The following is a 24114-nucleotide window of genomic DNA, read 5'->3' as shown; positions in this document are numbered from 1 at the left end:
CCTCAGCCCGCCGTCACCTCCAGCACCGTCACCGAATACGCCGCGAACGTCGCCCGGAACGCGGGGGTCAGGCCGCCGACGGGGCGGCGGTGCGGGGTGACCGCCTCCGGGTTCGTGAGGGTGTTGGTGGCCGTCTTGTCGGTGGCGGACAGCACCGTGACCGCACCCGTCGGCGCGGTGCGGGCAACCCCCTGGAGGCGGACCACCGTCGTGCGGGCCGTGTCGCTGGTGTTGATCACCGCGAGGTAGACGCGGTGGGTCGCCGGGTCGTGGGTGGTCACGACGTTCAGGCCGGGCAAGGCGCGGACGGAGGTCGGCAGGACCACGCTCCCCCGCCGGGTGCGCAGCAGCTGCTGTGCGTAGTAGCTGGGTGAGTTGTAGCTGGTCAGCCCGTCGTACGCGATGAGGTTGGTGGCCCAGGTGTTGTCCCGTACGTGGCTGAACAGCGGCGCGTACGACTCCATGAGCACCTGGTCGGAGTTGCGGATGAGCCCGACCAGCCAGGAGGCGTCACCGAGGGCGGCGTTGAGGTCCGGGGTGGGGCGGCCCTCCTGCGCGGCCCATTCGCCGACGAACACCTTGGGGCCGCCGCGATCACGCTGGTCGTACTTGTGGGAGGCGGCCTGGAAGGCGGCGGGCGAGAGGTAGTAGTGCTCGTCGATGAGGTCGTACGGGCGGGACGCCACCGGCGTCGTGGCGATCAGCTTGAGTGCCGGATAGCGGGACTTGATGGCATCGTGGAAGGCCGCGTACCGCTGCTCGTACGAGCCCGACCTCTCGAACCAGTCCTCGTTGCCGATCTCCACGTATGTCAGCGGGAAGGGCTTCGGGTGTCCATCGGCCGCGCGCCGCGCGCCCCAGGTGGAGGTGGCGGGGCCGGTGATGTACTCGATCTGGTCGAGGGCGTCCTGAATGAAGGGCTGCAGGGCGTCGCCGGTGACGTGTTCGCCGCCCAGCGAGTAGCCCGCGTACACGCACAGCAGCGGGACGCAGCCGAGGTCCTCGGTCATCTGGAGGTATTCGGACAGGCCGAGTCCGTCGGTGGACCAGTAGCCCCAGGCGGAGTTGTGGTGTCCGGGGCGCTGCTCGGGCGGGCCGATCGTCTTCTTCCAGTCGAAGCGGTCGGCGATGACGTTGCCTTCGAGGTAGTTCCCACCGGGGAAGCGCAGGAACGCGGGTTTCAGCGCGGCCAGTTTCTCCATGAGGTCCACCCGCAGCCCGCCCGGCCTGTTCTTGTACGTCGGCGGGAAGAGGGAGACCTGGCTCAGCCAGAGCGTGCCGGGGGCCGTCACGGTCACGGTCAGCCGGGCGTCCACGGTGGTGGGTGCGTTCGGGCCGGTCGTCAGGGTGAGTTCGTGCTTGCGCCAGGCTGTGGTGAGGGTGCCCGTGGTGGCCGTGGCGTGGACCGTACCGTCGTTGCCCACTATGGACACCGTCAACTTGCCTGATGTACCTGGTGACTTAGCGTACAGCGAAGCACGGTAGGTCGTGTTCGGCCGGACCGGGATTCCCCAGAAGCCCTCGTTCGCCACCCCCGCGCCCGCAGCCGAGGCGTTGACGCGCAACGACTGCGTCAGGGCCTGGTTGAGTGGCTGGGCGGGGTCGATCGCGAGGGTGGCCGAGCCTACGGCGGACCAGTGCAGCGGGGTGGCGGCGGCCATGAAGCTGCGGTTGTTGACGAGTTCGGCGTAGAGGCCGCCCTCGCCGCTGTGGTTGATGTCCTCGAAGAAGATCCCGCCGAGTTCGGGGCTGACCACCGGTCCTGGACGGGTCGTGTCGACGGTCAGCAGCGGGCGCGTGTCCTCCACGGGTACTCCGGCCAGTGCGGCCGCCTGGTCGGCGGTGAGGGCGATGTCGAAGACCTGGACGTCGTCGATGAGCCCGTGGACCTGGTCGACCTCAGCGCCACCGAAGCGGCCGCGCCCCACGGCGGTGGCCCCGGTCGCGCGCCAGCCGTCGTGATATGGCGCCTCGCCCTCCAATACGCCGTTGACGTACAGCCGGACGACTCCGGACGAGGTGTCGTTCACGCCCAGCACGTGGTACCAGACGCCGGTCACGGGGGCGAAGGACGCTCCGGCGACGGCGGCCGCGCCGTTGCCGGAGCTGGCGTCCGAGGGCAGCCGGGTGAAGGCGAACGCGCCGGTGTCGTCGCGGAGTTGGAGGTAGAAGCCGCTGACGTCGGTGCCGTCGACGGAGACGAAGGTCTGGTATCCGGTGGTGGCCGTGAGTCGTACCCACGCGGCCGCGCTGAAGCTCGCAGCGGTGTTCACGACGGGACCCGGCGCCGTGGCGCTGCCGCCCGCCGACAGGTCGAGGCTCGACGCCCCGTACTTCGCCGCGCCCCACCGCGCACCCCCGCCGAGGGTCACGGCGGGTCCGCCGGAGCTGCTGGCGGCCGTGGTGCCGGCGCCCTCGTCGAACGTCCAGTGCGCCACGGGCACGGGGAGCGCGTCGGCGGCCCGCGCCGAGGTTGCTGCGAGGGCCGGGATCGCTCCGGCGAGTGGCAGTGCGCCGAGCGCGCCGAGGACGGTTCTGCGGCCGGGCCCCTGAGTGGGCGGCTGTGCGGGTCCGGATGCGGGGTGTGCGGTCATGCCGGGCTCCTCAACTCTCGCCAGTGGTTCGAGATTTCGGACAGCGTTCTGCATTTCGACGCCGGGAGCATTCCGCCTGCTCCACCGTCACGTCAACACCCCGCACACCATTGGTTCTTCGCATTTCAACGATTGCCGCGCGACCCATTGACACCCGCGCCCCGGCGTCATTACCGTCACGCCAGAATTTCGAACGAGTGACGAAATATCGAACGTCGTGCATCGCGTCCCGGGAGCAACTGCCTTGCGAATCACCGGAATCAGCACCCATGTCGTCGGGACCCCCTGGCGCAACCTCACCTACGTCCAGGTCCACACCGACGAGGGCATCACCGGCATCGGCGAGACCCGCATGCTCGGCCACACCGACGCCCTGATCGGCTATCTCCGGGAAGCCGAGACCAACCACATCGCGGGCTCCGACCCCTTCGCGATCGAGGACCTGGTGCGCCGGATGAAGTACGGCGACTACGGCCGGGCCGGCGAGATCGTGATGTCCGGCATCGCGGTGGTCGAGATGGCCTGCTGGGACATCAAGGGCAAGGCGCTCGGCGTGCCGGTGTGGCAGCTGCTCGGCGGCAGGGTGACGGACCGCGTCAAGGCGTACGCGAACGGCTGGTACACCACCGAGCGCACCCCGGAGGCCTACCACAAGGCCGCCCGTACGGTGATGGAGCGCGGCTACCGGGCTCTGAAGATCGACCCGTTCGGCACCGGGCACTTCGAGCTCGACCACCAACAGACCGGCTACGCCGTTTCGTTGATCGAGGCGGTACGGGACGCGATCGGCCCCGACGCGGAGCTGATGGTGGAGATGCACGGGCGGTTCTCCCCGGCCACGGCGGTGCGCCTGGCCCGCGAACTCACCCCGTTCGCACCCGCCTGGCTGGAGGAGCCGGTCCCGCCGGAGAACCTCAAGGCGCTGCGGAAAGTCGCCGACAAGGTGGAAATCCCCATCGCGACCGGCGAACGCATCCACGACCGCATCGAGTTCCGCGAGCTCTTCGAGTCGCAGGCCGCCGACATCATCCAGCCGGACGTGGGCCACATCGGCGGCATCCTGGAAACCCGTAAGCTCGCGGCGACCGCCGAGACCCACTACGTACTCGTCGCTCCGCACAACGTGGGCGGCCCGGTGCTCACCGCCGCCACCCTCCAACTCGCGGGCTGCACACCGAACTTCAAGATCCTGGAACACTTCAACGACTTCGCGGACGCCGACATCAAGAAGGTGGTGAAGGGCGCGCCGCAGGTCGTCGACGGTTACTTCACCCTGCCCGACGCCCCGGGCCTCGGCGTCGAGCTCGATGTGGATGCGGCGGCCGAATTCCCCCAGCAGCAGGCCCGCTTCGACCTGTGGGCGGAGGGCTGGGAGAAGCGGGCGCCCAAGTCGCCGGGAGCGGGCCGATGAACAGCCGCGCGGTCGTCATCGACACCCCGGGCAGCCACCGCCTGGTCACCGGGCCACGCCCCGAGCCCGGACCCGGCGAGGTGTTGGTGCAGGTGGCCGCCGCCGGGATCTGCCGCAGCGACCTGGAGGTGTACGACGGCCACCGCGCCCCCGACTATGTCCGCTACCCCGTCACCCCCGGCCACGAGTGGTCCGGCACCGTCGTCGCGGCCGGGCCGGGAGTCGATCCGGCGCTCGTCGGGCGCAACACGGTCGCCGAGGGATTCCGCACCTGCGGGACCTGCGAGCGGTGCCGCTGCGGCGAGACCTCCCTGTGCACGGCCTCGTACGCGGAGACGGGGTTCACCCACCCCGGCGCCTTCGCCGACCACCTGATCGTGCCCGCCCGGCTGCTGCATCCGCTGCCCGACGACGCGGATCTGCGCGCCGCAGCCCTGCTGGAGCCGACCGCGGTGGTCGCCGCCGCGGTACGGGCCGGGGCGCCGGAGACGGGGGAACGCATCGCGGTGGTCGGCGCGGGGACACTGGGCCTGCTCGCGGTCCAACTGCTCGCGGCCTACTCCCCCGCCGAGCTCGCGGCGATCGACCCCCGGTCCGAACGCGCCAAGCTCGCCCTCCTGATGGGCGCGACCGAGGCCCGTACGCCCGCTGCCTCCGAGGAGGTGTACGGCCGCTACGACCTGGTCGTGGAGACCGCCGGGGCGTCCGGCACCGCCGCCGGGTCCTGTCTGCTCGCGCGGCGCGGCGGCCGGGTGGTCCTCACCGGGATGTTCACCACCGGAGCGGTCGGCATCGATCCGGTCCACCTCTCGCTGAGCCAGCTCACCGTGCGCAGCGTCTTCGGAGCGCCGTCGTCCGCCTGGTCCTTCGCCGTACGGGCGTACGCCACGGGGCGGATCGATCCGGCGCGGCTGATCACGCACGAGTTCCCGCTGGAGCGGTTCGGCGACGCCCTCGCGCTGCTCGCGGCCGACGATCCCGATACGGGGAAGGTCCTGTTGCGCCCTTGAGGCGCGGGTCTCATGCCCTTCAACGAGGCCGCATGCCCAGCAATCCGAACGACGTCCGAAATCTCGAACACTCCCGAACCGTGAAGCCGAATCCGGAACCCCGAAAACCGAAGGCCCCCGCACACTCCCCAAGTTCACACACCGAGGAACCCCCCGTGACCCACGCATCAACCCCCGCCCCGACCCCCGAAGGGCCCCGCCGTCCGGGTGAACCGGCCCTGGCGGCGCTCGGCCTGGCCGCGCCCGCCGGCCATCCCACCGACTCCTCCCCGCACTCCTTCCCCGACGGGGGCACCTGGCGCACCGAGATCCCCTCCGTGGAGGGCCCGGAAGCGCTCGGCGCGGTCCTGAAGGAGGCCTCCCGCCTCGATGTACCCGTGCACCGGGTCAGCCAGGGCAGCGGGGTGTGGATGCTCTCCGACGCGGAGATCACCGAGATGGTGGAGGCGTCCGCCGAGCGTGACATCGAGCTCTGCCTGTTCACCGGCCCGCGCGGCACCTGGGACACCGGCGCCTCGACCCGTACCGCTTCGGGCGGCGCGGGACTGCGTGCGCGGGGCCATGACGCGCTCGCGGGGTGCGTCGAAGACGCCTTGCGGGCAACGGAGTTGGGGGTGCCCTCGCTGCTCGTGGCCGACGAGGGCGTGCTGTGGACCCTGCATCGGATGCGCGAGCGGGGCCTGCTGCCCGACGACACCACGCTGAAGGTCTCCGCCCTCGTCGGCCCGGTCAACCCGGCCTCGGTCGCGGTGTACGAACACCTCGGCGCCGACTCCGTGAACGTTCCCTCCGATCTGACGCTCACTCACTTCACCGAGATCCGCCGGGTCTCCCGGGTCCCCCTCGACCTGTACGTCGAAGCGCCGGACGACCTCGGCGGCTATGTGCGGATGTACGAGGCGGCCGAGCTGATCCGCCGGGCCGCCCCGCTCTACCTCAAGTTCGGCCTGTCCAAGGCGCCCGGTATCTACCCGTACGGCGGCCATCTGCGCGACACCGCCCTGGACACCGCCCGCGAACGGGTGCGCCGGGGACGGCTCGTCCTCGATCTGCTCGCCCGCCACCGCGCCGACGGCGGCATGTCCCCGCTCGGCTCCCGCCGCCCCGGCCCCCTCACCCGCTTCCCCCTCACCCCGGAGTACCGATGACCACGCGCCGCACCCGCCGAGCCGCACTCCCCCTCGTCGCCGCCTCGCTCGCCCTCGCGCTCGCCGCATGCGGGCAGAGCAGCGAGGGCGGCGGCAAGAGCACCGCCAAGAGCGGCAAGGGCGCCACGATCGGCATCGCGATGCCGACGAAGTCCTCGGAGCGCTGGATCGCCGACGGCAACAACATGGCCAAGCAGTTCCACGCGCTCGGCTACAAGACCGATCTCCAGTACGGCGAGGACAACGTCGACCAGCAGGTCGCCCAGATCGAGAACATGATCACCAAGGGCGACGACGTCCTCGTCATCGCGGCGATCGACGGTCGCGCGCTGAGCGACGTCCTGCGGCAGGCCGCCGACCAGCACATCAAGGTGATCTCGTACGACCGTCTCATCCTCGGCTCGCCGAACGTCGACTACTACGCGTCCTTCGACAACGAGAAGGTCGGCGTGCTCCAGGCGACGTACATCATCGACAAACTCGGGCTCAAGAGCGGTGCCAAGAGCGGGCCATTCACCATCGAGCTCTTCGCCGGGTCCCCCGACGACAACAACACGCGCTACTTCTTCCAGGGCGCCATGAAGACGCTCCAGCCCTACCTCGACAAGGGGCAGCTGGTCGTCCGCAGCGGACAGACCCGGCTCAACCAGGTGACCACGCTGCGCTGGGACGGCGCCACCGCGCAGAAGCGGATGGACGACCTGCTGACGAAGTCGTACTCCTCCGACCGCGTCGACGCCGTCCTGTCCCCGTACGACGGTATGTCGATCGGCATCCTGTCGGCACTGCGCTCCGGCGGCTACGGCACCGCCGCCAAGCCGTATCCGGTCGTCACCGGGCAGGACGCCGAGGTGGCGTCGGTGAAGTCGATCATCGCGGGCAACCAGACGCAGACCGTCTACAAGGACACCCGGGCGCTGGCCAAGCAGGCCGTGCAGATGGCGGACGCGGTGCTCAACAACAAGAAGCCCGAGGTCAACGACGTCAGGACGTACGACAACGAGAAGAAGGTCGTGCCGTCCTTCCTGCTCAACCCGGTCAGCGTCGACAAGACCAACTACCAGGCGGAACTGGTCGATTCGGGCTACATCAAGGCGAGTGACCTGAAGTGAACCACGCCCCCACACCGGACACCCCGGCCCCGGACGCGCCCGCCCCTCGTATACCCGCCCCGCGCGCACCCGTCCTGGAGATGCGTTCCATCGGCAAGTCCTTCCCCGGCGTCCGGGCGCTCTCGGACGTCTCCCTGACCGTCGCACCGGGTGAGGTGCACGCCGTCTGTGGGGAGAACGGCGCGGGCAAGTCGACGCTGATGAAGGTGCTCAGCGGCGTTCATCCGTACGGGAGTTACGGGGGCGAGATCCTCTTCCAGGGCGAGCCCTGTGCCTTCAAAGACATCCGCGCGAGCGAGGCACGCGGGATCGTCATCATCCACCAGGAGCTGGCCCTGGTCCCCCATCTCTCCATCGCCGAGAACATCTTCCTGGGCAATGAACAGGCCGCGCGCGGCATCGTCAGCTGGAGCCGCACGCTCCAACACGCCGCGCGACTGATCAAACGGGTGGGTCTGGACGAGCATCCGCAGACCCGGGTCGCGGACATCGGGGTCGGCAAGCAGCAGCTCGTGGAGATCGCGAAGGCCCTCGCCAAGGAGGTCACACTGCTCATCCTCGACGAGCCGACGGCCGCGCTCAACGACGAGGACAGCGCCCATCTCCTGTCCCTCATCGCGGAGTTGAAGGCCCAGGGCATCACCTCGATCATCATCTCGCACAAGCTCAACGAGATCGCGGCGATCGCCGACTCGGTCACCGTCATCCGCGACGGCCACACCATCGAGACCCTCGACGTGAAGGACGCGGCCACCACCGAGGACCGCATCATCCGGGCCATGGTCGGCCGCGACCTCGACCACCGCTTCCCCGCACGCACCCCGTACGAGGGCGATCCGGGCGCCCACCCCGCCCTGGAGATACGGGACTGGACCGTGCACCACCCCGTCGACCAGCAGCGCAAGGTCGTGGACGGGGTGAGCCTGCAGGTGCGGCGCGGCGAGATCGTCGGCATCGCGGGACTGATGGGAGCGGGCCGTACCGAACTGGCCATGAGCGTCTTCGGCCGCTCGTACGGGCGCGGCATCAGCGGCACCGTACACAAGGACGGCCGCGAGATCCGCACCCGGACGGTCCCGGAGGCGGTCGCGCATGGCATCGCGTACGTGACGGAGGACCGCAAGCGGTATGGCCTCAACCTCATCGACACCATCGGGCACAACATCACGCTCGGCGCCCTCGGCAAGGTGTCCCGGCGCGGGATCGTGGACGAGCACGAGGAGCGGCGGGTGGCCGAGTCGTACCGCGCGAGCATGAACATCAAGGCGCCGACCGTCTTCGAGCGGGCCGGGCGGCTGTCCGGCGGCAACCAGCAGAAAGTCGTCCTCAGCAAGTGGATCTTCGCGGGCCCCGATGTGCTGATCCTCGACGAGCCGACGCGCGGCATCGACGTGGGCGCCAAGTACGAGATCTACACCGTCGTCGACCGGCTCGCGGCCGAGGGCAGAGCGGTCGTCCTCATCTCCTCCGAGCTGCCCGAACTGCTCGGTATGTGCGACCGCGTCTACACGATGGCCGCCGGGCGGCTCACCGGCGAGGTCGCCCGGGCGCAGGCGACCCAGGAAGTGCTGATGCGCCATATGACCACGAACAAGAGGTAGTCGCCATGAGTCCGGTCACCACCGACAGCCCGCCGAGCGCCCCACGCGCCCCCGAGTCCCCGCGCGCCACGGCCGGAGCCCTGCTGCTCGACGCGGCCCGCCGCAACATGCGGCAGTACGGGATGCTGGTCGCGCTCGGCCTGATCGTCGTCCTGTTCCAGATCTGGACCGACGGCGTGCTGCTCAAGCCGAACAACGTCACCAATCTGGTGCTGCAGAACAGCTACATCCTGGTCCTCGCCATCGGCATGATGATCGTGATCATCGCGGGCCACATCGATCTGTCCGTGGGCTCGCTGGCGGCGTTCGTCTCGGCGGCGTGCGCGGTGCTGATGGTCGAGCACCATGTGCCCTGGGTGCTCGCGCTGGTCATCGCGCTCGCCATCGGGGCGCTGGCGGGTGCCTGGCAGGGGTTCTGGATCGCGTATGTGGGGATCCCGTCGTTCATCGTGACCCTCGCCGGAATGCTGCTGTTCCGGGGCGCCACCCAGATCCTGCTCGGCTCGCGCTCGCTCGGCCCGTTCCCCGACGGTTTCCAGAAGATATCCACCGGCTATCTGCCGGAGGTCGGCCCGCACACCAACTACCACAATCTGACCGTGCTGTTGGGGCTCGGTCTGATTGTCGTCGTCCTGGTCCAGGAGGTACGGTCCCGGCGGCGCCAGCAGGCGTACGAGCTGGAAGTGCTGCCCCGGAGCCTGTTCCTGGCCAAGTGCGTGGCGATGACGGCGGCCGTGCTCGCGTTCACCCTGACGCTGGCGAGCTACCGGGGCGTGCCGGTCGTTCTGCTGCTGCTCGGCGCGCTGCTCCTGGGGCTCGGCTTCGTGATGCGCAACGCCGTGGTGGGACGCCATGTGTACGCGCTCGGGGGCAACCAGGCCGCGGCCAAGCTCTCCGGCGTCAAGGACAAGCGGGTCACGTTCCTCGTCTTCGTGAACATGGGCGTGCTCGCCGCCCTGGCCGGCGTCGTCTTCGCGGCCCGCCTCAACGCGGGCACCCCCAACGCGGGCGTCAACTTCGAACTGGAGGCGATCGCGGCCTCCTTCATCGGCGGTGCGTCGATGAGCGGCGGCGTCGGCACGGTCCTGGGCGCGGTGATCGGCGGTCTGGTCCTCGGCGTGCTCAACAACGGTATGTCGCTGGTCGGCGTCGGCACCGACTACCAGCAGGTCATCAAGGGTCTCGTCCTGCTCGCCGCGGTCGGCTTCGACGTCTACAACAAGCGCAAGGCCGGTTCCTGACCTCCCCACTTTCTAGGAGTCGCCCCATGAACACCACCAGACGCACCGCACTCGCGGCCGGTCTCGCCACCGGACTGGCCGCAGGGCTCGCCCCCGCAACGGCCCATGCCGCGCCGGGCCGCTCCACCCCCACCAGGACGCTCTTCGGCACCCTGGCCGACGGCACCAAGGTGTACCTGTGGACCGTCACCAACGGCGGCACCCGCCTGAAGATCCTCTCGTACGGCGGGATCGTCCACTCCCTCGAAGTCCCCGACCGGCACGGCCACTTGGCCGACATCGCGCTCGGCTTCGACAACCTCGCCGACTATGTGGCCAAGTCCCCCTACTTCGGCGGACTCATCGGCCGCTACGGCAACCGCATCGCGGGCGGCCGGTTCACCCTGGACGGCCACACCTACCAACTGCCCCTCAACGACGGGGAGAACAGCCTGCACGGTGGCACCCAGGGCTTCGACAAACGGATGTGGCACGTGGAGCCGTTCACCCACGGCTCCGAGACCGGCCTCGTCCTCTCCCGGATCTCACCGGACGGCGAGATGGGCTACCCCGGCACCCTCAAGGTCCGCGTCACGTACACCCTCACCGCACGCGGTGCCTGGCGCATCGACTACGAGGCGACGACGGACCGGGCGACCGTCGTCAACCTCACCAACCACACGTACTTCAACCTCGGCGGCGAGGGCACCGGCTCCATCCTCGACCACACCCTGGAACTGGCCGCCGCCCGTTACACCCCGGTCGGCCCGGGCCTCATCCCGACGGGCGAGCTGGCCCGGGTGTCCGGCACGCCCTTCGACTTCCGCCGTACGAAGGAGATCGGCCGCGACATCCGCCAGGGGCATGCGCAGCTCCTGTACGGCAAGGGCATCGACCACAACTGGGTGCTGGACAAGGGGATCACGTCCACCCCCGAGTACGCGCTTACGCTCGCCGATCCGTGCTCGGGCCGGGTGATGCGGATGTACACCACCGAGCCGGGCCTTCAGTTCTACAGCGGCAACTTCCTCGACGGCACCCTGGTCGGCCCCTCGGGACGCACCTATCGCCAGGGCGACGCACTGTGCCTGGAGAGCCAGCACTTCCCCGACTCGCCCAACCGGCCCGCGTTCCCGTCGACGGTGCTGCGCCCCGGCCGGACGTATCGCTCCGCCACCCTGCACACCTTCTCGACGCGCTGATACGCGCTGATCACAGACCCCGGGCCAGGTGGGCGGCCCGGTCGCCGGGCACCGCTCTCGCCGTTCATCCGGCGAAGGCGGTGCCCGGTATTCCCCTGCCGATGCCCGGCAGTACGAGGAGCGAGCCCGCGAGCGGGTGCGGCCGGTCCTGGCCGACCCGGGCGGTGGTGACGTAGAGGTCGCTGAGGCCCGGGCCACCGAAGGCGCAGGCGGTGGGGCGGCGCACCGGCAGCTCGACGACCAGGTCGAGCGCGCCGTCCGGACCGTAGCGGCGAATCGCGTGGCCGTCCCACAGCGCCACCCACACACCGCCCGCCGCGTCCACGGTGAGCCCGTCCGGAAAACCTTCCTCGATGGTGGCGAACTCCCGCCTTCCATAGGCGAGTTGACCGTCGAAGTCGAAGACGTCGATCCGCCGGGTAGGGCTGTCCACGTAGTACATCAACCGGCCGTCCGGGCTCCAGCCGATGCCGTTGCTGACCGCGATGTCACCGGGCAGCCGGGTGGACGTGCCGTCGCCCGTGACCCGGGTGAGGGAGCCGCCCGAGGGTGCCTCGTCGTAGCGCATCGTGCCCGCCCACAGAGCCCCGTCCGGCGCGACGGCCGCGTCGTTGCCACGCCGCCCGGGCACCGGCTCCCGCAGCAGCCACGAAAAAGATCCGTCGGGTCCGTAAAGACCCACGCCGTCGCGGAGGTTGACGACGAGACCGCCGCCCGCGCGGGGCTTCGCGGCGCCGACGTGCTGCTCGGTCGCCATGACCGTACGCCGACCGCTGCCGGGCTCATACGTATGGATACGTGACGCGAGGATGTCGACCCAGATCAGCCGTCCGGTGACCGGGTCCCAGGTGGGGCCCTCGCCGAGCTCGGCCCACTCGCGCACCGCGACCTCGGCCCTCATCGCGCGCCCCGGTGCCCGAGCCGTACGGACAGGTCGCCCGCGCCCTTCAGCGCCAGCTCCGCGAGCTCCGCCTCACGCTCCCCGCTCCACCGGATCATCGGTACGGAGATCGACAGCGCGGCCACGACCCGGCCCGCACTGTCGCGTACGGGTGCGGCGACACAACTCACGTCCGGGTTGGATTCGCGGTGCTCGACGGCGGTCCCCCGGTCCCGGATCTCCCCGAGGGCGGCGCGCAGCACGGCCGGGTCGGTGATGCTGTCGGGGGTCATCGCGACGAGTTCGCCACGCGCGAGCCGTACGTCGAGCTCGGCCGGTGGCAACGTGGCGAGCAGCATCTTGCCGACGGCGGTGCAGTGCGCGGGCAGACGCCGGCCGGCCGCCGAGACCATACGGACGGCGTGCGTGGAGTCCACCTTGGCGATGTAGATGACGTCGGTGTCCTCAAGAACGGCCACGTGCACGGTCTCGTCGCAGGTCTCGGCGACCTCGCGCGCCACCTGCTGTCCTTCGGCGGCGAGGTCCAGCTGCTCCGCGTACCGACTGCCGAGCTGGTACGTGCGCACCCCGAGGCGGTAGCGGCCGGGCTGCTCGGGGACGGCGACCACGTACGACCGGGCGGCCAGGGTGGTGATCAGTTCATGGACGGTCGTCCGGGGCAGTTGGAGTCTGCGGGTGATGTCGGGGGCGGAGAGCGGGACTTCGCTCTCCAGGAAGAGCTCCAGTACGTCCAGCGCCCTGGTCACCGCCGGAACCAGTCGTCCCATTGCCCGCCACCCGCCCTTCGTGTTCGAAACCCCGGTCAACGATCGTAATGACGAACACAGGCTAGCGACAGGCGAGTTCACCCGGCAATGGTCCGGGTCTGCCCAATGGTCACGGCAGTCCCCGTCGACTCATACACCTCGTCATCGGCTTGGCGGCATTTGAACTGTGCTGCGGCGGGCGCGCCCGTGATGGTGGGGCGAGGACCGGTGGTGTCGCCACCGGCCAGTGAGGGAGAGAGGACGTGGCGAGCATGCCTCCCGTACCGATCAGGCCCGGCGTCTACCGGCTCTACGCCCATATCTTCGGTCCGCCCGCGCTCGCGACGGCCCGGGAGCACCCCATCGAGCACGGCGTCCCGGTCGCCACCGACCGCCCCCTGGACCCGCCGTTCCAACAGGAATGGGCCATCCTGCCCATCCAGGACACGCCAGGGGCGCCGTACCAGATATTCCTCGACACCCACCCGCAGGTGGGCCTGCTCGCGGCCGACGACAAGCTCTTCGCCAACAGCGTCCGGCCGGAGGACCGCACACAGTGGACCTTCGAGCCCGTCATCGGCGGCCTCCAGATCCTCTCGGACAAGGGCCTGGCGTGGCGCGCGGACTATCTGGGCGCGCAGATCCAGCTCATCGCGCAGAAACCCGAGCCGCAGGCTACTTGGTCGCTGGAGTTCCTGCGTCCGATCGCGGCGGAGTAGTCGGGTCGGTGGTGAGTTGTCGAGCGCTTCCGGCGCTCCGACGATAGGCGGGCGGCCTGCTGCGGATCCTGCCGGGGCGGGCCGCCGATTCCTGGTCAGGCCTGGGGATCTCCTACGCGCGCAGCCACGCCTGCGGCATCCAGGGCCAGGCGCCAGGGATACCCGTCCGCACGCCCCTGACCAGGCTGATTCGGCACGAACCCGCCCTCGCCGTACAGCAGCGTCACCCCGGCATCCCGCAGGGTCCGCACCGAGCCCTCGAAGGCGGGATGCTGGACGTACGCGGCATTGACACAAGGCATCGCGACGGTGGGGATACCCTTCCCGATTCCCTCGGCCACGACCCCGACGACGAACTTGTCAGTGAGCCCGAGGGCCCATGCGTTGATCGAGTTGAACGTGGCCGGCGCGAACAGGATGACGTCCGTCTTCGGCCACACGTCCGGCTCGCCGGGGCGCTTGTACTCGGACCTCACCGGGTGGCCGGTCAGCGCCGCCAGCCCGCCCAGACTCTCCCCCAACCAGCGGGCTGCGGTGGGCGTGAGCCCTAGGCATACGTCCCACCCGTCCTGCTGGGCATCCTCGACAACCGAGGCGACATCGAACACCGGCGGCGCCGCCGAGCAGAACAGATACAGAGTGCGAGAGATCGTCATGGCCCCCATCCCACCGCGCCCCGTCGGCCGCATGCAACCGCCCCCGCACCACGTGGAAGCGGCGGCGGAACAGGCACCAACGCCCTTGACGCGAGTACCGTTCCAGATGACGAGTCAGGAACGGGAGTCCCGTATGCCGACACTGGACGACGACCACACCGGCGCACGCATCAGGGAGCAGCGGAAGCTGGCCCGCCTCACTCAGCGGGAACTCTCGGCCATGATCTCTTACTCCTTCAGCCTGCTGAACCAGGTCAAGTGCGGCGCCCGCGCCGCCACGGCGGACTTCACCGCGGCGTGCGCTCGCGCTCTGCGGATCGATGGCACCGTCCTGACAGGAGTCCGCTGAGCTCGTGGCGGCTGCGGTCAAGACGGAGCTACGCGGGCTTACGGCGCGATCGGCAGCCGGCGCTTGTGGTCGGTGAGGCGGTAGCGGTTGACGATCGTCTCGTGGGCGCGTTCGTCGACCGGCTTGCCCTCCAGGAAGTCGTCGATGTCGTCGTACGTGACCCCGAGGGCGTCCTCGTCGGCCTTGCCCGGGTCGAGGTTCTCCAGGTCAGCCGTCGGGGTCTTCCACACCAGCTCGGTGGGGGCACCGAGCAGGTCCGCGACGGCGCGCACCCGGCGCTTGGTCAGGCCGGTCAGCGGGACGAGGTCGGCGGCGCCGTCGCCGAACTTGGTGAAGAAGCCGGAGACCGCCTCAGCGGCGTGGTCGGTGCCGACGACCAGACCGTCGTGCGCACCGGCCACCGCGTACTGGGCGATCATGCGCTGGCGGGCCTTGATGTTGCCGCGCACGAAGTCCTGGTGGTGGGCGTCGCGGAAGCTCACACCGGCGGCCAGCGCGGCCTCCAGCGCGGCGTCGCTCGCGGGCTTGATGTCGACGGTCAGCACGTGGTCGGCCTGGATGAAGGAGAGCGCGAGCTGGGCATCGTGCTCGTCGGCCTGGACCCCGTACGGCAGCCGCATCGCGTAGAACCGCGCCTCGTGCCCGGCAGCCCGGGCCCGCTCGACCGCGAGCTGGCAGAGCCGACCGGCGGTGGTGGAGTCGACGCCGCCGCTGATGCCGAGCACGAGCGAGCGCAGCCCGGTGGAGGTCAGCCGCTCGGCGAGAAAGGCCACCCGGCGCTCGATCTCCCGCTCGGCCTCGAAGATCTCGGCGATCTCCAGTTCCCGGGCGATCTCCTGCTGCAGGGCGATGGACGCCGGCTGGCTCACGTCTGCTCCTTGTTACGCGTACGGCTCACGATGTGCTGTCGGGGTCAGCCTACCTAGGGGGTGCGGGGTGGATCCGGGCGGAGGTGGCCAGGGCGCTCCATACCCTCCCCCAGTATGACGTGGCCGACGAGCGCAGAGCACGTCTACTACTGGAGCTCGACCACGTCGGCAATCACACAGCTGATGTTGTCGGGACCGCCGGCGCGGTTGGCGAGGTTGACGAGCCTACGCACCGCCTGCTCGGGGTCGCTGACGGTGGTGACCACCTGACGTACGTCTTCGACGGGCACAACCGTGGAGAGGCCGTCGGAGCACAGCAGATAGCGGTCACCGGGCTGCACGTCGTGCAACCGCAGGTCGGGGGTGGCGTCGGCGCCCTCGGCGAGGGCCCGTATCAGCAGCGCTCGCTGGGGGTGGGAGGCGGCTTCCTCCGGACTGATGCGTCCGTCGTCGAGCATGGACTGCACCACGGTGTGGTCATGGGTGATCTGGAAGAACTCTCCACCGCGCAGGAGATGGGCGCGAGAGTCACCGATGTGGACGAGGGCCAGTTGCGATCCGGTCCAGAGCATCGCGGTGAGCGTCGTCCCGCATTCCTCCGACGAGGAGCTGGTCGCGGCGATGCCGTGTACGGCCTGTTTGGCCTGCTCGATGGCGTCTTCGAGGACGTTCAGGAGATCGCCCGCAGGGACGCTGCCACTGTCGAGGTGCTTGAGCACGTCGACGGCAGCGGCACTCGCGGGAGCTCCGCTTCGGCCGAAACCGTCAGCGACGGCGAGCAGGCGGGATCCGGCGTAGGCGATGTCCTGGTTGTCCTCTCGGACGAGTCCGGCGTCGGACAGCGCGGCGTAACGGATGCCCAGGGGGCTGGTGATCGGGGCCATGGCAGGGTCCTTCCAGGTCAGATGGTCGATGAGGAAGGTCGCCAGGTCCCGCCGGACGGCGGTGTCGGCCTCGACCTGCTCCCAGAACGCGCGCACGGCCTCGGCCGCCGCGCCCGTATCCAGCCCGCACACGCGCTGGATACGGGCGAGCGGCATCCCCAGTCGGCGGAGCCAGGCGACCGGCCTGGCCTGATCCAACTGCTCGGGTGCGTAGCGGCGATAGCCGGTCACCGGGTCGACGTGGGCGGGGGTCAGCAGGCCGAGCTCGTCGGAAAGGCGCAGGGCCTTCGGTGACAGCCGGGACGCCTTCGCGAACGCCCCGATGGTCAGCAGACCCATCCCCCACCCCTCCTCACACCGAGCCCGTCGCCCGGCCCCTTGATGCTGTGGCTTCCCCCAGGGTGAAGGTCAACCTGCGATCCGTAGCGAGTTTCCAGGGATGGACGGGCTCGATACGCCCTAGAAGTGCCGCAACCTCAGCAGGAACTGGCAGCCGCCGGGCCGGTTGTCGGCGTCGATGCCGACCGTGACCGGGTTCCCCGCGTACGCGGTGCGGTACTGACCCGCGGGCAGGTAGTTCTTGCACTGGCCCGCGTCGCCGTCCGGGTAGAACTGGACGTCGAGGCCGACGTCCGAGCGGCCCGACACGGCGAGGGTGAGGTTGCAGTAGCCCGAGCGGTTGTCGGTGTCGACGCGGACGCTCGGGCCGAAGGTCTGGAACGGCTGGATCGGCATCTGATACGTACCTTGGTTACCGCACTGACCGCTGTCCCCACCGGGGCTGACGCGGAAGTCGTAGCTGAGGGACGCGCCCGCGAAGGTGTGGTCGGGGTCGTATACGCCGAAGGCCAGTTGGCAGCCGCCGGGGCGACCGTCGGTGTCGAAGCGGATCGGCTGGGTCCAGTCCGGCGATGTGGCCCACTGCTGGCCCGTGGCGCCGCCGCACTGGCCCGCGTCGCCGTCGGCGTTGTACTGGATGCCGATCGCCGGCGCGGCGGCGAGCGGGGCCGCCGGGGCGGCGTGGGCCGCTGTACCGCTGAGTCCGGCGGTCGCCAGCGCGGCGGTGGCCAGGGCGCAGGTCATTGTTCTCCAGCGTCCGGTCAGCCGTAATCTGCTCATGGTGTGATCCCTCCGGGGTGTCGTGGGCGCAGGCCGGACGCAGGCATGTCTGTCTCGGATGGAAGCCGCGACCAGGTCGCGAGGAGATCGACGGCATACGTGGGGCCGCCTGCGCCATTGCGGTGTGCGCCATTGCCGGGTGGTGCCTGACGGGCCGTGCGTGGCTCACCGATCGGTGGGCACCAGCATCAGCGACTCCCGGTCGGGTGACAAGGCTGCCCCGGGCATACGCGAAGGGAATCCGCCCCGCGTATACACCGCCCCCACCAGCCGACACCCCTCACGTCCGCCCGCCGGGCCAGCTCACCTCACCCTCGGATTGGCCGAGAACCACGGATTCCCGCCCAGCGCCCACACCGACACGTGGGTGACGCCGAGCTGTTGGAGGACGGCCAACTTCGCGTCCATACCCTGCTGGTCGGTGTAGTCGTACAGAGTGCCGCCCGCCGTCCAGCGGACTTCGCCGGAGGCGGCGTCGCGCCGGGCGGCCGTCGTCGCGGGGTCGTCGGAGTAGCCCGGCGCCCGCCGGATCGTTGTGAGCGGGACACTGTCCTTCACCTTGTCCGTGACACAGGGGTCGGGCGCGGTGAAGCCGTACGACGGCAAGCCGATGACCAGCCGGTCCTTGTCCGGCACCTGGGACTGTGCGTACGTAACGGCCTCGCGCACCCAGCTGTGCGGCGAGATCGCCCAACACCGTTGTCCAGCAGGGGTGTTGAACTGACGGCCGTAGTCCATCACGACCAGCTGGTCCACCCCGGCCCGCATGACGGCCGCGTAACTGAACACCGAGTCACCGTCATGGGTTTCGACCGGAGCGTCGACCTGGAGTTTGAGCCCGGCTCGGTGCAGGCTCTCCGCGAGCTCGGCGAGAAACGTCTCGTACCCGCTCTCGTCGTCGGCCGTCCATACCCAGAAGTCCTCGAAGTCGATGTCCACACCGGTGAACCCGATACGTTTCGCGAGCTCGGTGAGCGAGCCGACGGCGGCCGTACGGCGGGCGGGGTCACTCACCAGCGCGGCGATCGCGGGCCGGTCCATCGCGGAGACGGTGGTGTACTGGGCGGCCGAGTGCGCCTTGATGTCCGCGGCATTGGCCTCGCTGAAGCCGTTGCACGGGTGGGTGTCGGAGTCCAGCAGCTTCAGCGCGCCACTCGGGTCGACGTCCCAGTACTGGGGTTTGAGCACTCCGGTACGGAGTCGGCCGTCGCGGTACTCGGCGACGGCCCCGCAGGTGTCCTCCCCCGTGGATCCGGGGTAGATCCACGCCTCAAGTCCCGGCTGCGTGGACTTGGTGGTAGGGGTCGCGCTGTCGGCAGACGACCGGTCACTGTCACCTGCGCGACCGGCCGCCGTACAACCGGTCAGAACGGCGATGAGGGCGGCAGCGAGGAGTATCCGGGCGTTGACCATGGGTCCCTTTCAGCGGACGAGAGCCTTCCAGCAGATGAGAGCCATGATCCCGTAGCCGCCATTCGACCTGATGCCCGGGTGTGATGGGTCGATGGGGATCAGGGGATCAGGTGAGCCAGGACCCCGTCAGCCACTGGGTAGGGGCTTTCGGGAGGCAGGAGTCGCCGGGCGGCATCCATGGCTCCCTCCCGTACATGGGCATGGATCGTACGCGCGAGCGGAGTGACGTCGGTGATGGAGACGATCCACTCGTCGGCGTAGCGGTGCGCGGCTTCGCCGGTGAGGCCGAGCTGGAGGGAACGGTGGGGGCGGGGCCGGAGGTGCAGGTCGCGTTCGGGATCCCACTGCACCCGGGCCGGGGCCCGCTTCAACTCCCGCTTCCAGGTGGCCTGGTCGGCGTGGAGCCCCTGCTCGTAGTGGGACAGGCAGGCGCGCTCCAGCGCCCACGCGAAACCTTCACGGGTGATCTCGACGGCGAGGACGGACTCCTGGCCTTCCTTGGTCCCCCACCCGCAGCGGTACATCATCCACAGGAACGACGGCTTGATCCATGTCATCCGCTCCCGCCGCCAGAGCGCCGGGAACCGGCCCTCCCGCGCCGCCGGCAGACCGATCTCCGGCGCGTACGCCTGGTAGACGGTGAGCGTGGACGTCGTATGCCGGGCGCGGATCTGGTACTTGGGTTCTGACACGGGACCACAGTGGCCGTGCTGGTCGACGCGCGCCATCGAATTACCGGTACGGCCATGTCGGGGCAGCACTCGGTGAGTTGCCGCGCCACGTTCCGCCGGAAGATCTGAAAAATATATTGCGCAACTTCTGCTTCATATCTACCGTGGCAGCATGCCACCGAAGCCCAAGACCGAGCGGATCACCGACCTGTCCCGACTGAAGGCGTTCACGAGCCCTCTGCGGATGCAGCTCTACCGGCTGCTGTTCGCCGCAGGCACCGCGACCGCCTCGCAGCTCGCCGAGCAGGTCGACCAGGCGCCGTCACTGGTCAGTTACCACCTGCGCAAGCTGGCCGAGCACGGATTCGTGGCCGAGGCGAGCGGCCAGAGCTCCGACGGCCGTGAGCGGTGGTGGCAGGTGGCGTCCGAGGAGGGCTGGGGGTTCCGCAGCTCGGACTTCGCGGACACACCCGAGGGAGCCGCTGCCATCGGCGCGGTGACCCGCGGCATCCTCGACACCCGCGTCGCCAACTACCGCGCATATCTGGAGCAGACAGCCGCCTGGGGCAAGACGTGGACCGACGCCGCCTTCAGTGCCGAGTGGCTGCTCGACCTGACTGCCGCCGAACTCACCGAGATGAACGACGAGTTCGAGGCGCTGGGCCGACGCTGGCGCGAGCGCGGCAAGGCCGCCAAGGCAGCCGGTGACACAGAGGGTCGCGAGCATGTGTCCGTGCAGCTCTACGGCTTCCCGTTCCGGCTCTGATACGGCCATATCCCCCGACTCGACCGCCATATCCCCGACTCACCGGAGCCCACCATGGCCACCACCGGCACAGTCCTGCCCGAACGCGCCACCACCCCGGCCCACCGCGACGGCAACGTGCTGCGCTGGCTCAGCGCGTACACCGCCTCCCTAGTCGGTGACAGCGTGTACTTCGTCGCCCTCGGCTGGTCCGCACAGAAGGCCGCCGGGCCCACCGAGGTGGGCCTCGTCATGGCCGCCGGGGCGCTGCCGCGAGCGCTGCTGATGCTCGGTGGAGGTGTGGTGGCCGACCGGTTCGACCCCCGCCGGGTCATTCTCGGCAGCGACACGCTGCGCTGTCTCCTCATCCTCGCGGTGGCCGCCGGTATCGCGCTCACCGCACCGGCCCTGTGGATCCTGGTCTCGGTGGGGCTCGTCTTCGGCGCGGTCGACGCGCTGTTCATCCCCGCCGTCGGCGCTCTCCCGCCACGGATCGCCGGCTCCGACCAGCTCGCCCGTATCGCCGGCATGCGTTCGCTCGCGATGCGCCTCAGCCAGATCGCGGGCCCGCCGGTCGGCGGTCTGGCCATGGGTGTTGGAGGCGCGGCGGCCACCTTCGCCGTCGCAGGGCTGCTGTTCGCGGTGTCCCTGCCGCTCCTGCTGACAATACGGATACGGCCCCTCGAAGCGGGCGGCAGCGAGGAACAACAGGAGTCCGGCACAGCGTGGCAGGATCTGCGCGACGGCCTGCGCTACATCCGCCGCCATCGCCTGATCGGCCCGCTCGTCGCCGCCGGCGCCATCTGTCAACTCGGCCTCACCGGCACGCTCAACGTCGGCATGGTACTTCTCAACGCCGAGCGCGGTTGGGGACCTGCCGGGTACGGCCTGATCATCAGCAGCTTCGGTGCGGGGGCGGCGTCCAGCGCCGCGCTGCTCGCCATCGCCGGTTGGCTGCCCCGCGCCGGACTCATGCTGAGCGGCGCACTGCTCGTGGGCTCTGCGGGAGCGGCCACCATCGCGTTGGTGCCGAACCTCTGGATCGCCGTGGTGCTGGCAGGGGTCATCGGATTGAACGCGGGCGTGTTCGGCAGCCTGGACAGCACCCTCATCCAGACCTCGGCGGACCCCGCCTATCTCGGCCGCGTCACCTCCGTCGTCATGCTCACCATGGTCGGCCTCGCGCCCCTCAGCTACCCGCTGGTCGGCGCCGCCATCGGAGCCTGGGGCGCCGCGCCGGTGTTCGTCGGGTGCGGCATCGTCGGCGGCCTGGGCGCAACCGTCGCCCTGGCCTCCGACGCGGTGCGGCGCGCCGAACTTCCCCGTCGGCGGCCGGACATGGCTAGCTGATAGATAGTCAGAACCGGTGATCCAGGCAGTACCGCCGCAACCGCGCCCGAGCGTCCCGTTCGCTCAGCCCGAGCGCCGTCCCGATCGCCTCCGACGGCATGTCGTCCGCCTCCGCCATGCACGCCGCCGCGCGGCCGACGCTTCGGGTGGTGCGCTCCAGAGCCGCCACCGCCCGTAACGCGGCCAGCGGGGCGTCCATGGCCAGGGCGGTCAACTGCTCGTCCAGGCGCTCCAGCAGGTCCTCCACGGCAGCGGGCAGCGGTACCGTGCGGGCCGTCACCTCACGGATGTGCTGGGACCAGTCGCCGTACGGGCCGCAGGTGTCGTAGAAGTCCGGGCCGTCCCGCTCTACGTCCTGCCAGTCGATCACGTAGGTGGCGTCGCCGCGCCAGCCGCAGGCGCACGCCGCCCTCAACTCGGTCGCGTGCGGCGCGCGCCGCGCCCCGTCGTACACCCACCAGTCGCTCGTCTTGTGGACGTTGGGGCCGCTGCCCATGTCGAAGTACCTCGGCCCGGGTTCGCTGCCATCGGCCAGCAGCGCCTGCGCCCTGCCCTCGTGCGAGGCCCCGAACTCCTCACTGTGCCACCCCATGAGACCTCCCTCGTACGGATATGGGCTCTGCGCACCCGAGCATGCCCCCATTCCGCGTCCGGCGGGTGGCGAATCCATAGGGCTTGGGCGAGAGATGGGGACAGCGGGGGCGCATGGGCGCGCCCCCGCTGCTCAGTGGCGGCAGACGGTGACTATCCCGCCAGCGACTTCGCGAAGAGGCCGTAGAGCTTGTGGTACGCGTCGTCCTGCGTCGGGATGAGGACGAGTACGCGAATGACCAGCTTTCCCTTGGCCGGGACGATATGGATTCCCTCCGGAGGCGAGCCGAGGACGACGTTTCCGTCGGAGCCGTCGCTGATGATCAGCCCCCAGAAACTGGTCTCGAATTCCGGCGCCAGGACCGAGCCTTCCGGGAGCTGACCGAAGCCGACATTCCAGTGCTTCACATCGGTCACCCCGGCGTACATGGTGACGTCGTACGAGTAGATGTACTTGTGGCTCTGCCAGTCCTGCCAGGAGGAGTTGAATTTGAATTCGACCTTGAGGTTCTTGTTGGCGGCCGTGAAGTTCACGGTGTCCGGCTCGGACTCCTGACTGCCGTGGACGGCTTTCGCCGTGACGCTGTGTTTCCCGACCGGCCAGCCGCCCGTATGGGCGAAACTCCACACGTTGCTGGTGACCTTGGCGGTGCCGAGCGCGGCGCCGCCCTCGGTGAGCGACACCGAGTCGGCGTTGAAGGCGACCCCGTCGACGGTGGCGCTGCTGTCCACCTCGGTGCCCTCCTTGGGCGACCTGATGTCCACGACGGGGGTCGGCAGGATGACGTAGAAGCGCAGCGGCGCCTTGCCGGACAGCACGTTGTCCCGTACGGCGATGGCGGACAGGTCGTGCTGGCCGAGCGGCCAGTCGTGGTCCGGGACGTACTCCCACTTGCTGTCCTTGACCGGGCAGGTGGCGAGGAGTTTGGCCGCCTCGTAGAGCAGGACCTGCTGGACGTCGGGAGCCGCGTTGCCGTGGATGGCCTGCCGGCGTTCCTGGGTCTGCGCGCTGGCCCTGGGCGCGGTGAAGACCGGGAGCGGGACGGGCTTGTTGAAGGCTAGGGCGGACTGGGCCTGGTCGTTCCAGGTGCCGGTGGCGCTGCCGCTGAGCGGGATCCGGGTCAGGTCGGCGATCGCGGAGTTGGCGGGGACGGGTAACTGCGAGCCGCCCTGATTGGTCCTCGTGAAGAGGATGTTGTCCCGGTCGGTGTTGTTGACGACGCTGCTCACACCGTCGTCGCTCTGGTCGAATCCGTAGTCGCTGAAGTTGTTCGCCGTCCCGTTGGCCGGAATGACGAGAATCTTGGTGCGCGGGCCCCCTACGTTGTAATTGATGTCGGCGAACAAGGCGAAGGCGTTCTTCGGAGCGGCGTCCTTTCCCCGGCCGGTGATGAGGTACGGCTCGTCGCCCGACTTTCCATTGCCGTTGGCGGTCATTCGCGTCCCCGATCTGTCTGCCGATTCGGTCAGCGTAAGGCTCCCCGCAGCATCTGCCACCGTCAACCATGGAAGACGCGTTCGACTGCTTTCGAGCCAGCCGACATGCTGGCCGAATTCCGGTCGGTGAGCGGCGGATGAGCGACCGGGCAATTGCGTTGCGCGCGTTCCGCCGCTATTGCCTCCTCCGGTGTCCGTACCGTCACATCCGTATGCACGCGGCATCCCATGGGCAACTACAGCCACACCTCGTGCCGTTGTGAGTCGCGGGTGGTGTGGTGGCAGATACGGGCGCACACTCGGCGCGCACGGCACCGGCGCGCACGGGCGACGACGAGTGGACGAAATGCGGGAACCACGGGTTGC

The 24114-nt window shown here is 69.6% G+C and carries 22 protein-coding genes; 11 read left to right on the top strand and 11 right to left on the bottom strand.

Going from position 1 to position 24114, the window contains the following annotated elements; genetic code table 11:
- Window positions 1-2: 2 nt before the first annotated feature.
- On the bottom strand, window positions 3-2594 hold the full coding sequence (locus tag BG418_RS03150) for an alpha-L-arabinofuranosidase C-terminal domain-containing protein (RefSeq protein ID WP_188272076.1): 2592 nt from the start codon (window positions 2592-2594) through the stop codon (window positions 3-5).
- Window positions 2595-2838: 244 nt separating this feature from the next.
- Between BG418_RS03150 and BG418_RS03145 the strand changes: the two genes are divergently transcribed.
- The 7 genes from BG418_RS03145 to BG418_RS03115 all read left to right on the top strand — a co-directional run bounded on the left by BG418_RS03145 (window position 2839) and on the right by BG418_RS03115 (window position 11298).
- The gene (locus BG418_RS03145) at window positions 2839-4005 is read left to right on the top strand and encodes a mandelate racemase/muconate lactonizing enzyme family protein (protein ID WP_188272075.1); all 1167 of its coding nucleotides are present in this window, start codon (window positions 2839-2841) and stop codon (window positions 4003-4005) included.
- The gene (locus BG418_RS03140) at window positions 4002-5015 is read left to right on the top strand and encodes a zinc-binding dehydrogenase (protein ID WP_188272074.1); all 1014 of its coding nucleotides are present in this window, start codon (window positions 4002-4004) and stop codon (window positions 5013-5015) included. Before BG418_RS03145 ends, BG418_RS03140 begins: the two co-directional genes overlap by 4 nt.
- A 155-nt stretch (window positions 5016-5170) precedes the next feature.
- Complete coding sequence (locus tag BG418_RS03135; RefSeq protein WP_188272073.1) at window positions 5171-6163, top strand: hypothetical protein; 993 nt, start codon at window positions 5171-5173, stop codon at window positions 6161-6163.
- Window positions 6160-7275, top strand: coding sequence for a multiple monosaccharide ABC transporter substrate-binding protein (gene chvE / locus BG418_RS03130; protein ID WP_188272072.1), 1116 nt, complete (start codon window positions 6160-6162; stop codon window positions 7273-7275). Before BG418_RS03135 ends, chvE begins: the two co-directional genes overlap by 4 nt.
- Before the next feature lie 80 nt (window positions 7276-7355).
- Complete coding sequence (gene mmsA, locus BG418_RS03125; protein ID WP_188272319.1) at window positions 7356-8876, top strand: multiple monosaccharide ABC transporter ATP-binding protein; 1521 nt, start codon at window positions 7356-7358, stop codon at window positions 8874-8876.
- 5 nt (window positions 8877-8881) lie between these two features.
- Window positions 8882-10117 (top strand): multiple monosaccharide ABC transporter permease, encoded by a 1236-nt coding sequence (gene mmsB / locus BG418_RS03120; RefSeq protein ID WP_188272071.1) that lies wholly within the window; start codon window positions 8882-8884, stop codon window positions 10115-10117.
- A gap of 26 nt (window positions 10118-10143) precedes the next feature.
- Entirely contained in the window at window positions 10144-11298 is a 1155-nt protein-coding gene (locus BG418_RS03115) for an aldose epimerase family protein (protein WP_188272070.1), read from the top strand.
- Between the two features lie 64 nt (window positions 11299-11362).
- Here the strand turns inward: BG418_RS03115 and BG418_RS03110 are convergent, their stop codons facing one another.
- Window positions 11363-12199 (bottom strand): SMP-30/gluconolactonase/LRE family protein, encoded by an 837-nt coding sequence (locus BG418_RS03110; protein WP_188272069.1) that lies wholly within the window; start codon window positions 12197-12199, stop codon window positions 11363-11365.
- Window positions 12196-12966, bottom strand: coding sequence for an IclR family transcriptional regulator (locus tag BG418_RS03105; protein ID WP_188272068.1), 771 nt, complete (start codon window positions 12964-12966; stop codon window positions 12196-12198). The genes BG418_RS03110 and BG418_RS03105 overlap by 4 nt, the downstream gene beginning before the upstream one ends.
- Window positions 12967-13217: 251 nt before the next feature.
- On the opposite strand from BG418_RS03105, the gene BG418_RS03100 reads away from it, so the two are divergent.
- Window positions 13218-13664, top strand: coding sequence for a hypothetical protein (locus BG418_RS03100; protein WP_188272318.1), 447 nt, complete (start codon window positions 13218-13220; stop codon window positions 13662-13664).
- 95 nt (window positions 13665-13759) lie between these two features.
- Here BG418_RS03100 and BG418_RS03095 read toward each other — a convergent pair whose 3' ends face one another.
- On the bottom strand, window positions 13760-14320 hold the full coding sequence (locus tag BG418_RS03095; RefSeq protein ID WP_188272067.1) for a flavoprotein: 561 nt from the start codon (window positions 14318-14320) through the stop codon (window positions 13760-13762).
- Between the two features lie 133 nt (window positions 14321-14453).
- Here BG418_RS03095 and BG418_RS03090 point away from each other — a divergent pair, with 133 nt between their 5' ends.
- A complete protein-coding gene (locus BG418_RS03090; protein ID WP_223184231.1) occupies window positions 14454-14669 on the top strand; it encodes a helix-turn-helix domain-containing protein in 216 nt (71 codons plus the stop codon).
- 38 nt (window positions 14670-14707) lie between these two features.
- On the opposite strand, the gene nadE is transcribed toward BG418_RS03090, so the two are convergent.
- The 5 genes from nadE to BG418_RS03065 all read right to left on the bottom strand — a co-directional run bounded on the left by nadE (window position 14708) and on the right by BG418_RS03065 (window position 19682).
- Complete coding sequence (gene nadE, locus BG418_RS03085) at window positions 14708-15538, bottom strand: ammonia-dependent NAD(+) synthetase (protein ID WP_317453479.1); 831 nt, start codon at window positions 15536-15538, stop codon at window positions 14708-14710.
- A 146-nt stretch (window positions 15539-15684) separates the two neighbouring features.
- Window positions 15685-16761, bottom strand: coding sequence for a protein phosphatase 2C domain-containing protein (locus BG418_RS03080; protein ID WP_188272066.1), 1077 nt, complete (start codon window positions 16759-16761; stop codon window positions 15685-15687).
- A 120-nt stretch (window positions 16762-16881) separates the two neighbouring features.
- On the bottom strand, window positions 16882-17541 hold the full coding sequence (locus BG418_RS03075) for a hypothetical protein (RefSeq protein ID WP_188272065.1): 660 nt from the start codon (window positions 17539-17541) through the stop codon (window positions 16882-16884).
- A gap of 303 nt (window positions 17542-17844) precedes the next feature.
- Window positions 17845-18954, bottom strand: coding sequence for a glycosyl hydrolase family 18 protein (locus BG418_RS03070; RefSeq protein WP_188272064.1), 1110 nt, complete (start codon window positions 18952-18954; stop codon window positions 17845-17847).
- Window positions 18955-19052: 98 nt separating this feature from the next.
- Window positions 19053-19682: a DUF4291 domain-containing protein gene (locus BG418_RS03065; protein ID WP_188272063.1), complete on the bottom strand. Its 630-nt coding sequence runs from the start codon at window positions 19680-19682 to the stop codon at window positions 19053-19055.
- A 115-nt stretch (window positions 19683-19797) separates the two neighbouring features.
- On the opposite strand from BG418_RS03065, the gene BG418_RS03060 reads away from it, so the two are divergent.
- Complete coding sequence (locus tag BG418_RS03060; protein WP_188272062.1) at window positions 19798-20391, top strand: transcriptional regulator; 594 nt, start codon at window positions 19798-19800, stop codon at window positions 20389-20391.
- 54 nt (window positions 20392-20445) lie between these two features.
- The gene (locus tag BG418_RS03055; RefSeq protein ID WP_188272061.1) at window positions 20446-21720 is read left to right on the top strand and encodes an MFS transporter; all 1275 of its coding nucleotides are present in this window, start codon (window positions 20446-20448) and stop codon (window positions 21718-21720) included.
- Window positions 21721-21727: 7 nt separating this feature from the next.
- Here BG418_RS03055 and BG418_RS03050 read toward each other — a convergent pair whose 3' ends face one another.
- Both BG418_RS03050 and BG418_RS03045 read right to left on the bottom strand, forming a co-directional pair.
- A complete protein-coding gene (locus BG418_RS03050) occupies window positions 21728-22312 on the bottom strand; it encodes a hypothetical protein (protein WP_188272060.1) in 585 nt (194 codons plus the stop codon).
- A 152-nt stretch (window positions 22313-22464) separates the two neighbouring features.
- Window positions 22465-23748 (bottom strand): Ig-like domain repeat protein, encoded by a 1284-nt coding sequence (locus BG418_RS03045; protein WP_188272059.1) that lies wholly within the window; start codon window positions 23746-23748, stop codon window positions 22465-22467.
- Window positions 23749-24114 lie beyond the last annotated feature (366 nt).

The organism is Streptomyces sp. CBMA152 (assembly GCF_014596475.1).
Taxonomy (GTDB): Bacteria; Actinomycetota; Actinomycetes; order Streptomycetales; family Streptomycetaceae; genus Streptomyces.
Note: the sequence above shows the minus strand (reverse complement) of the source record. Positions and strands in the feature narration are given on the sequence as shown.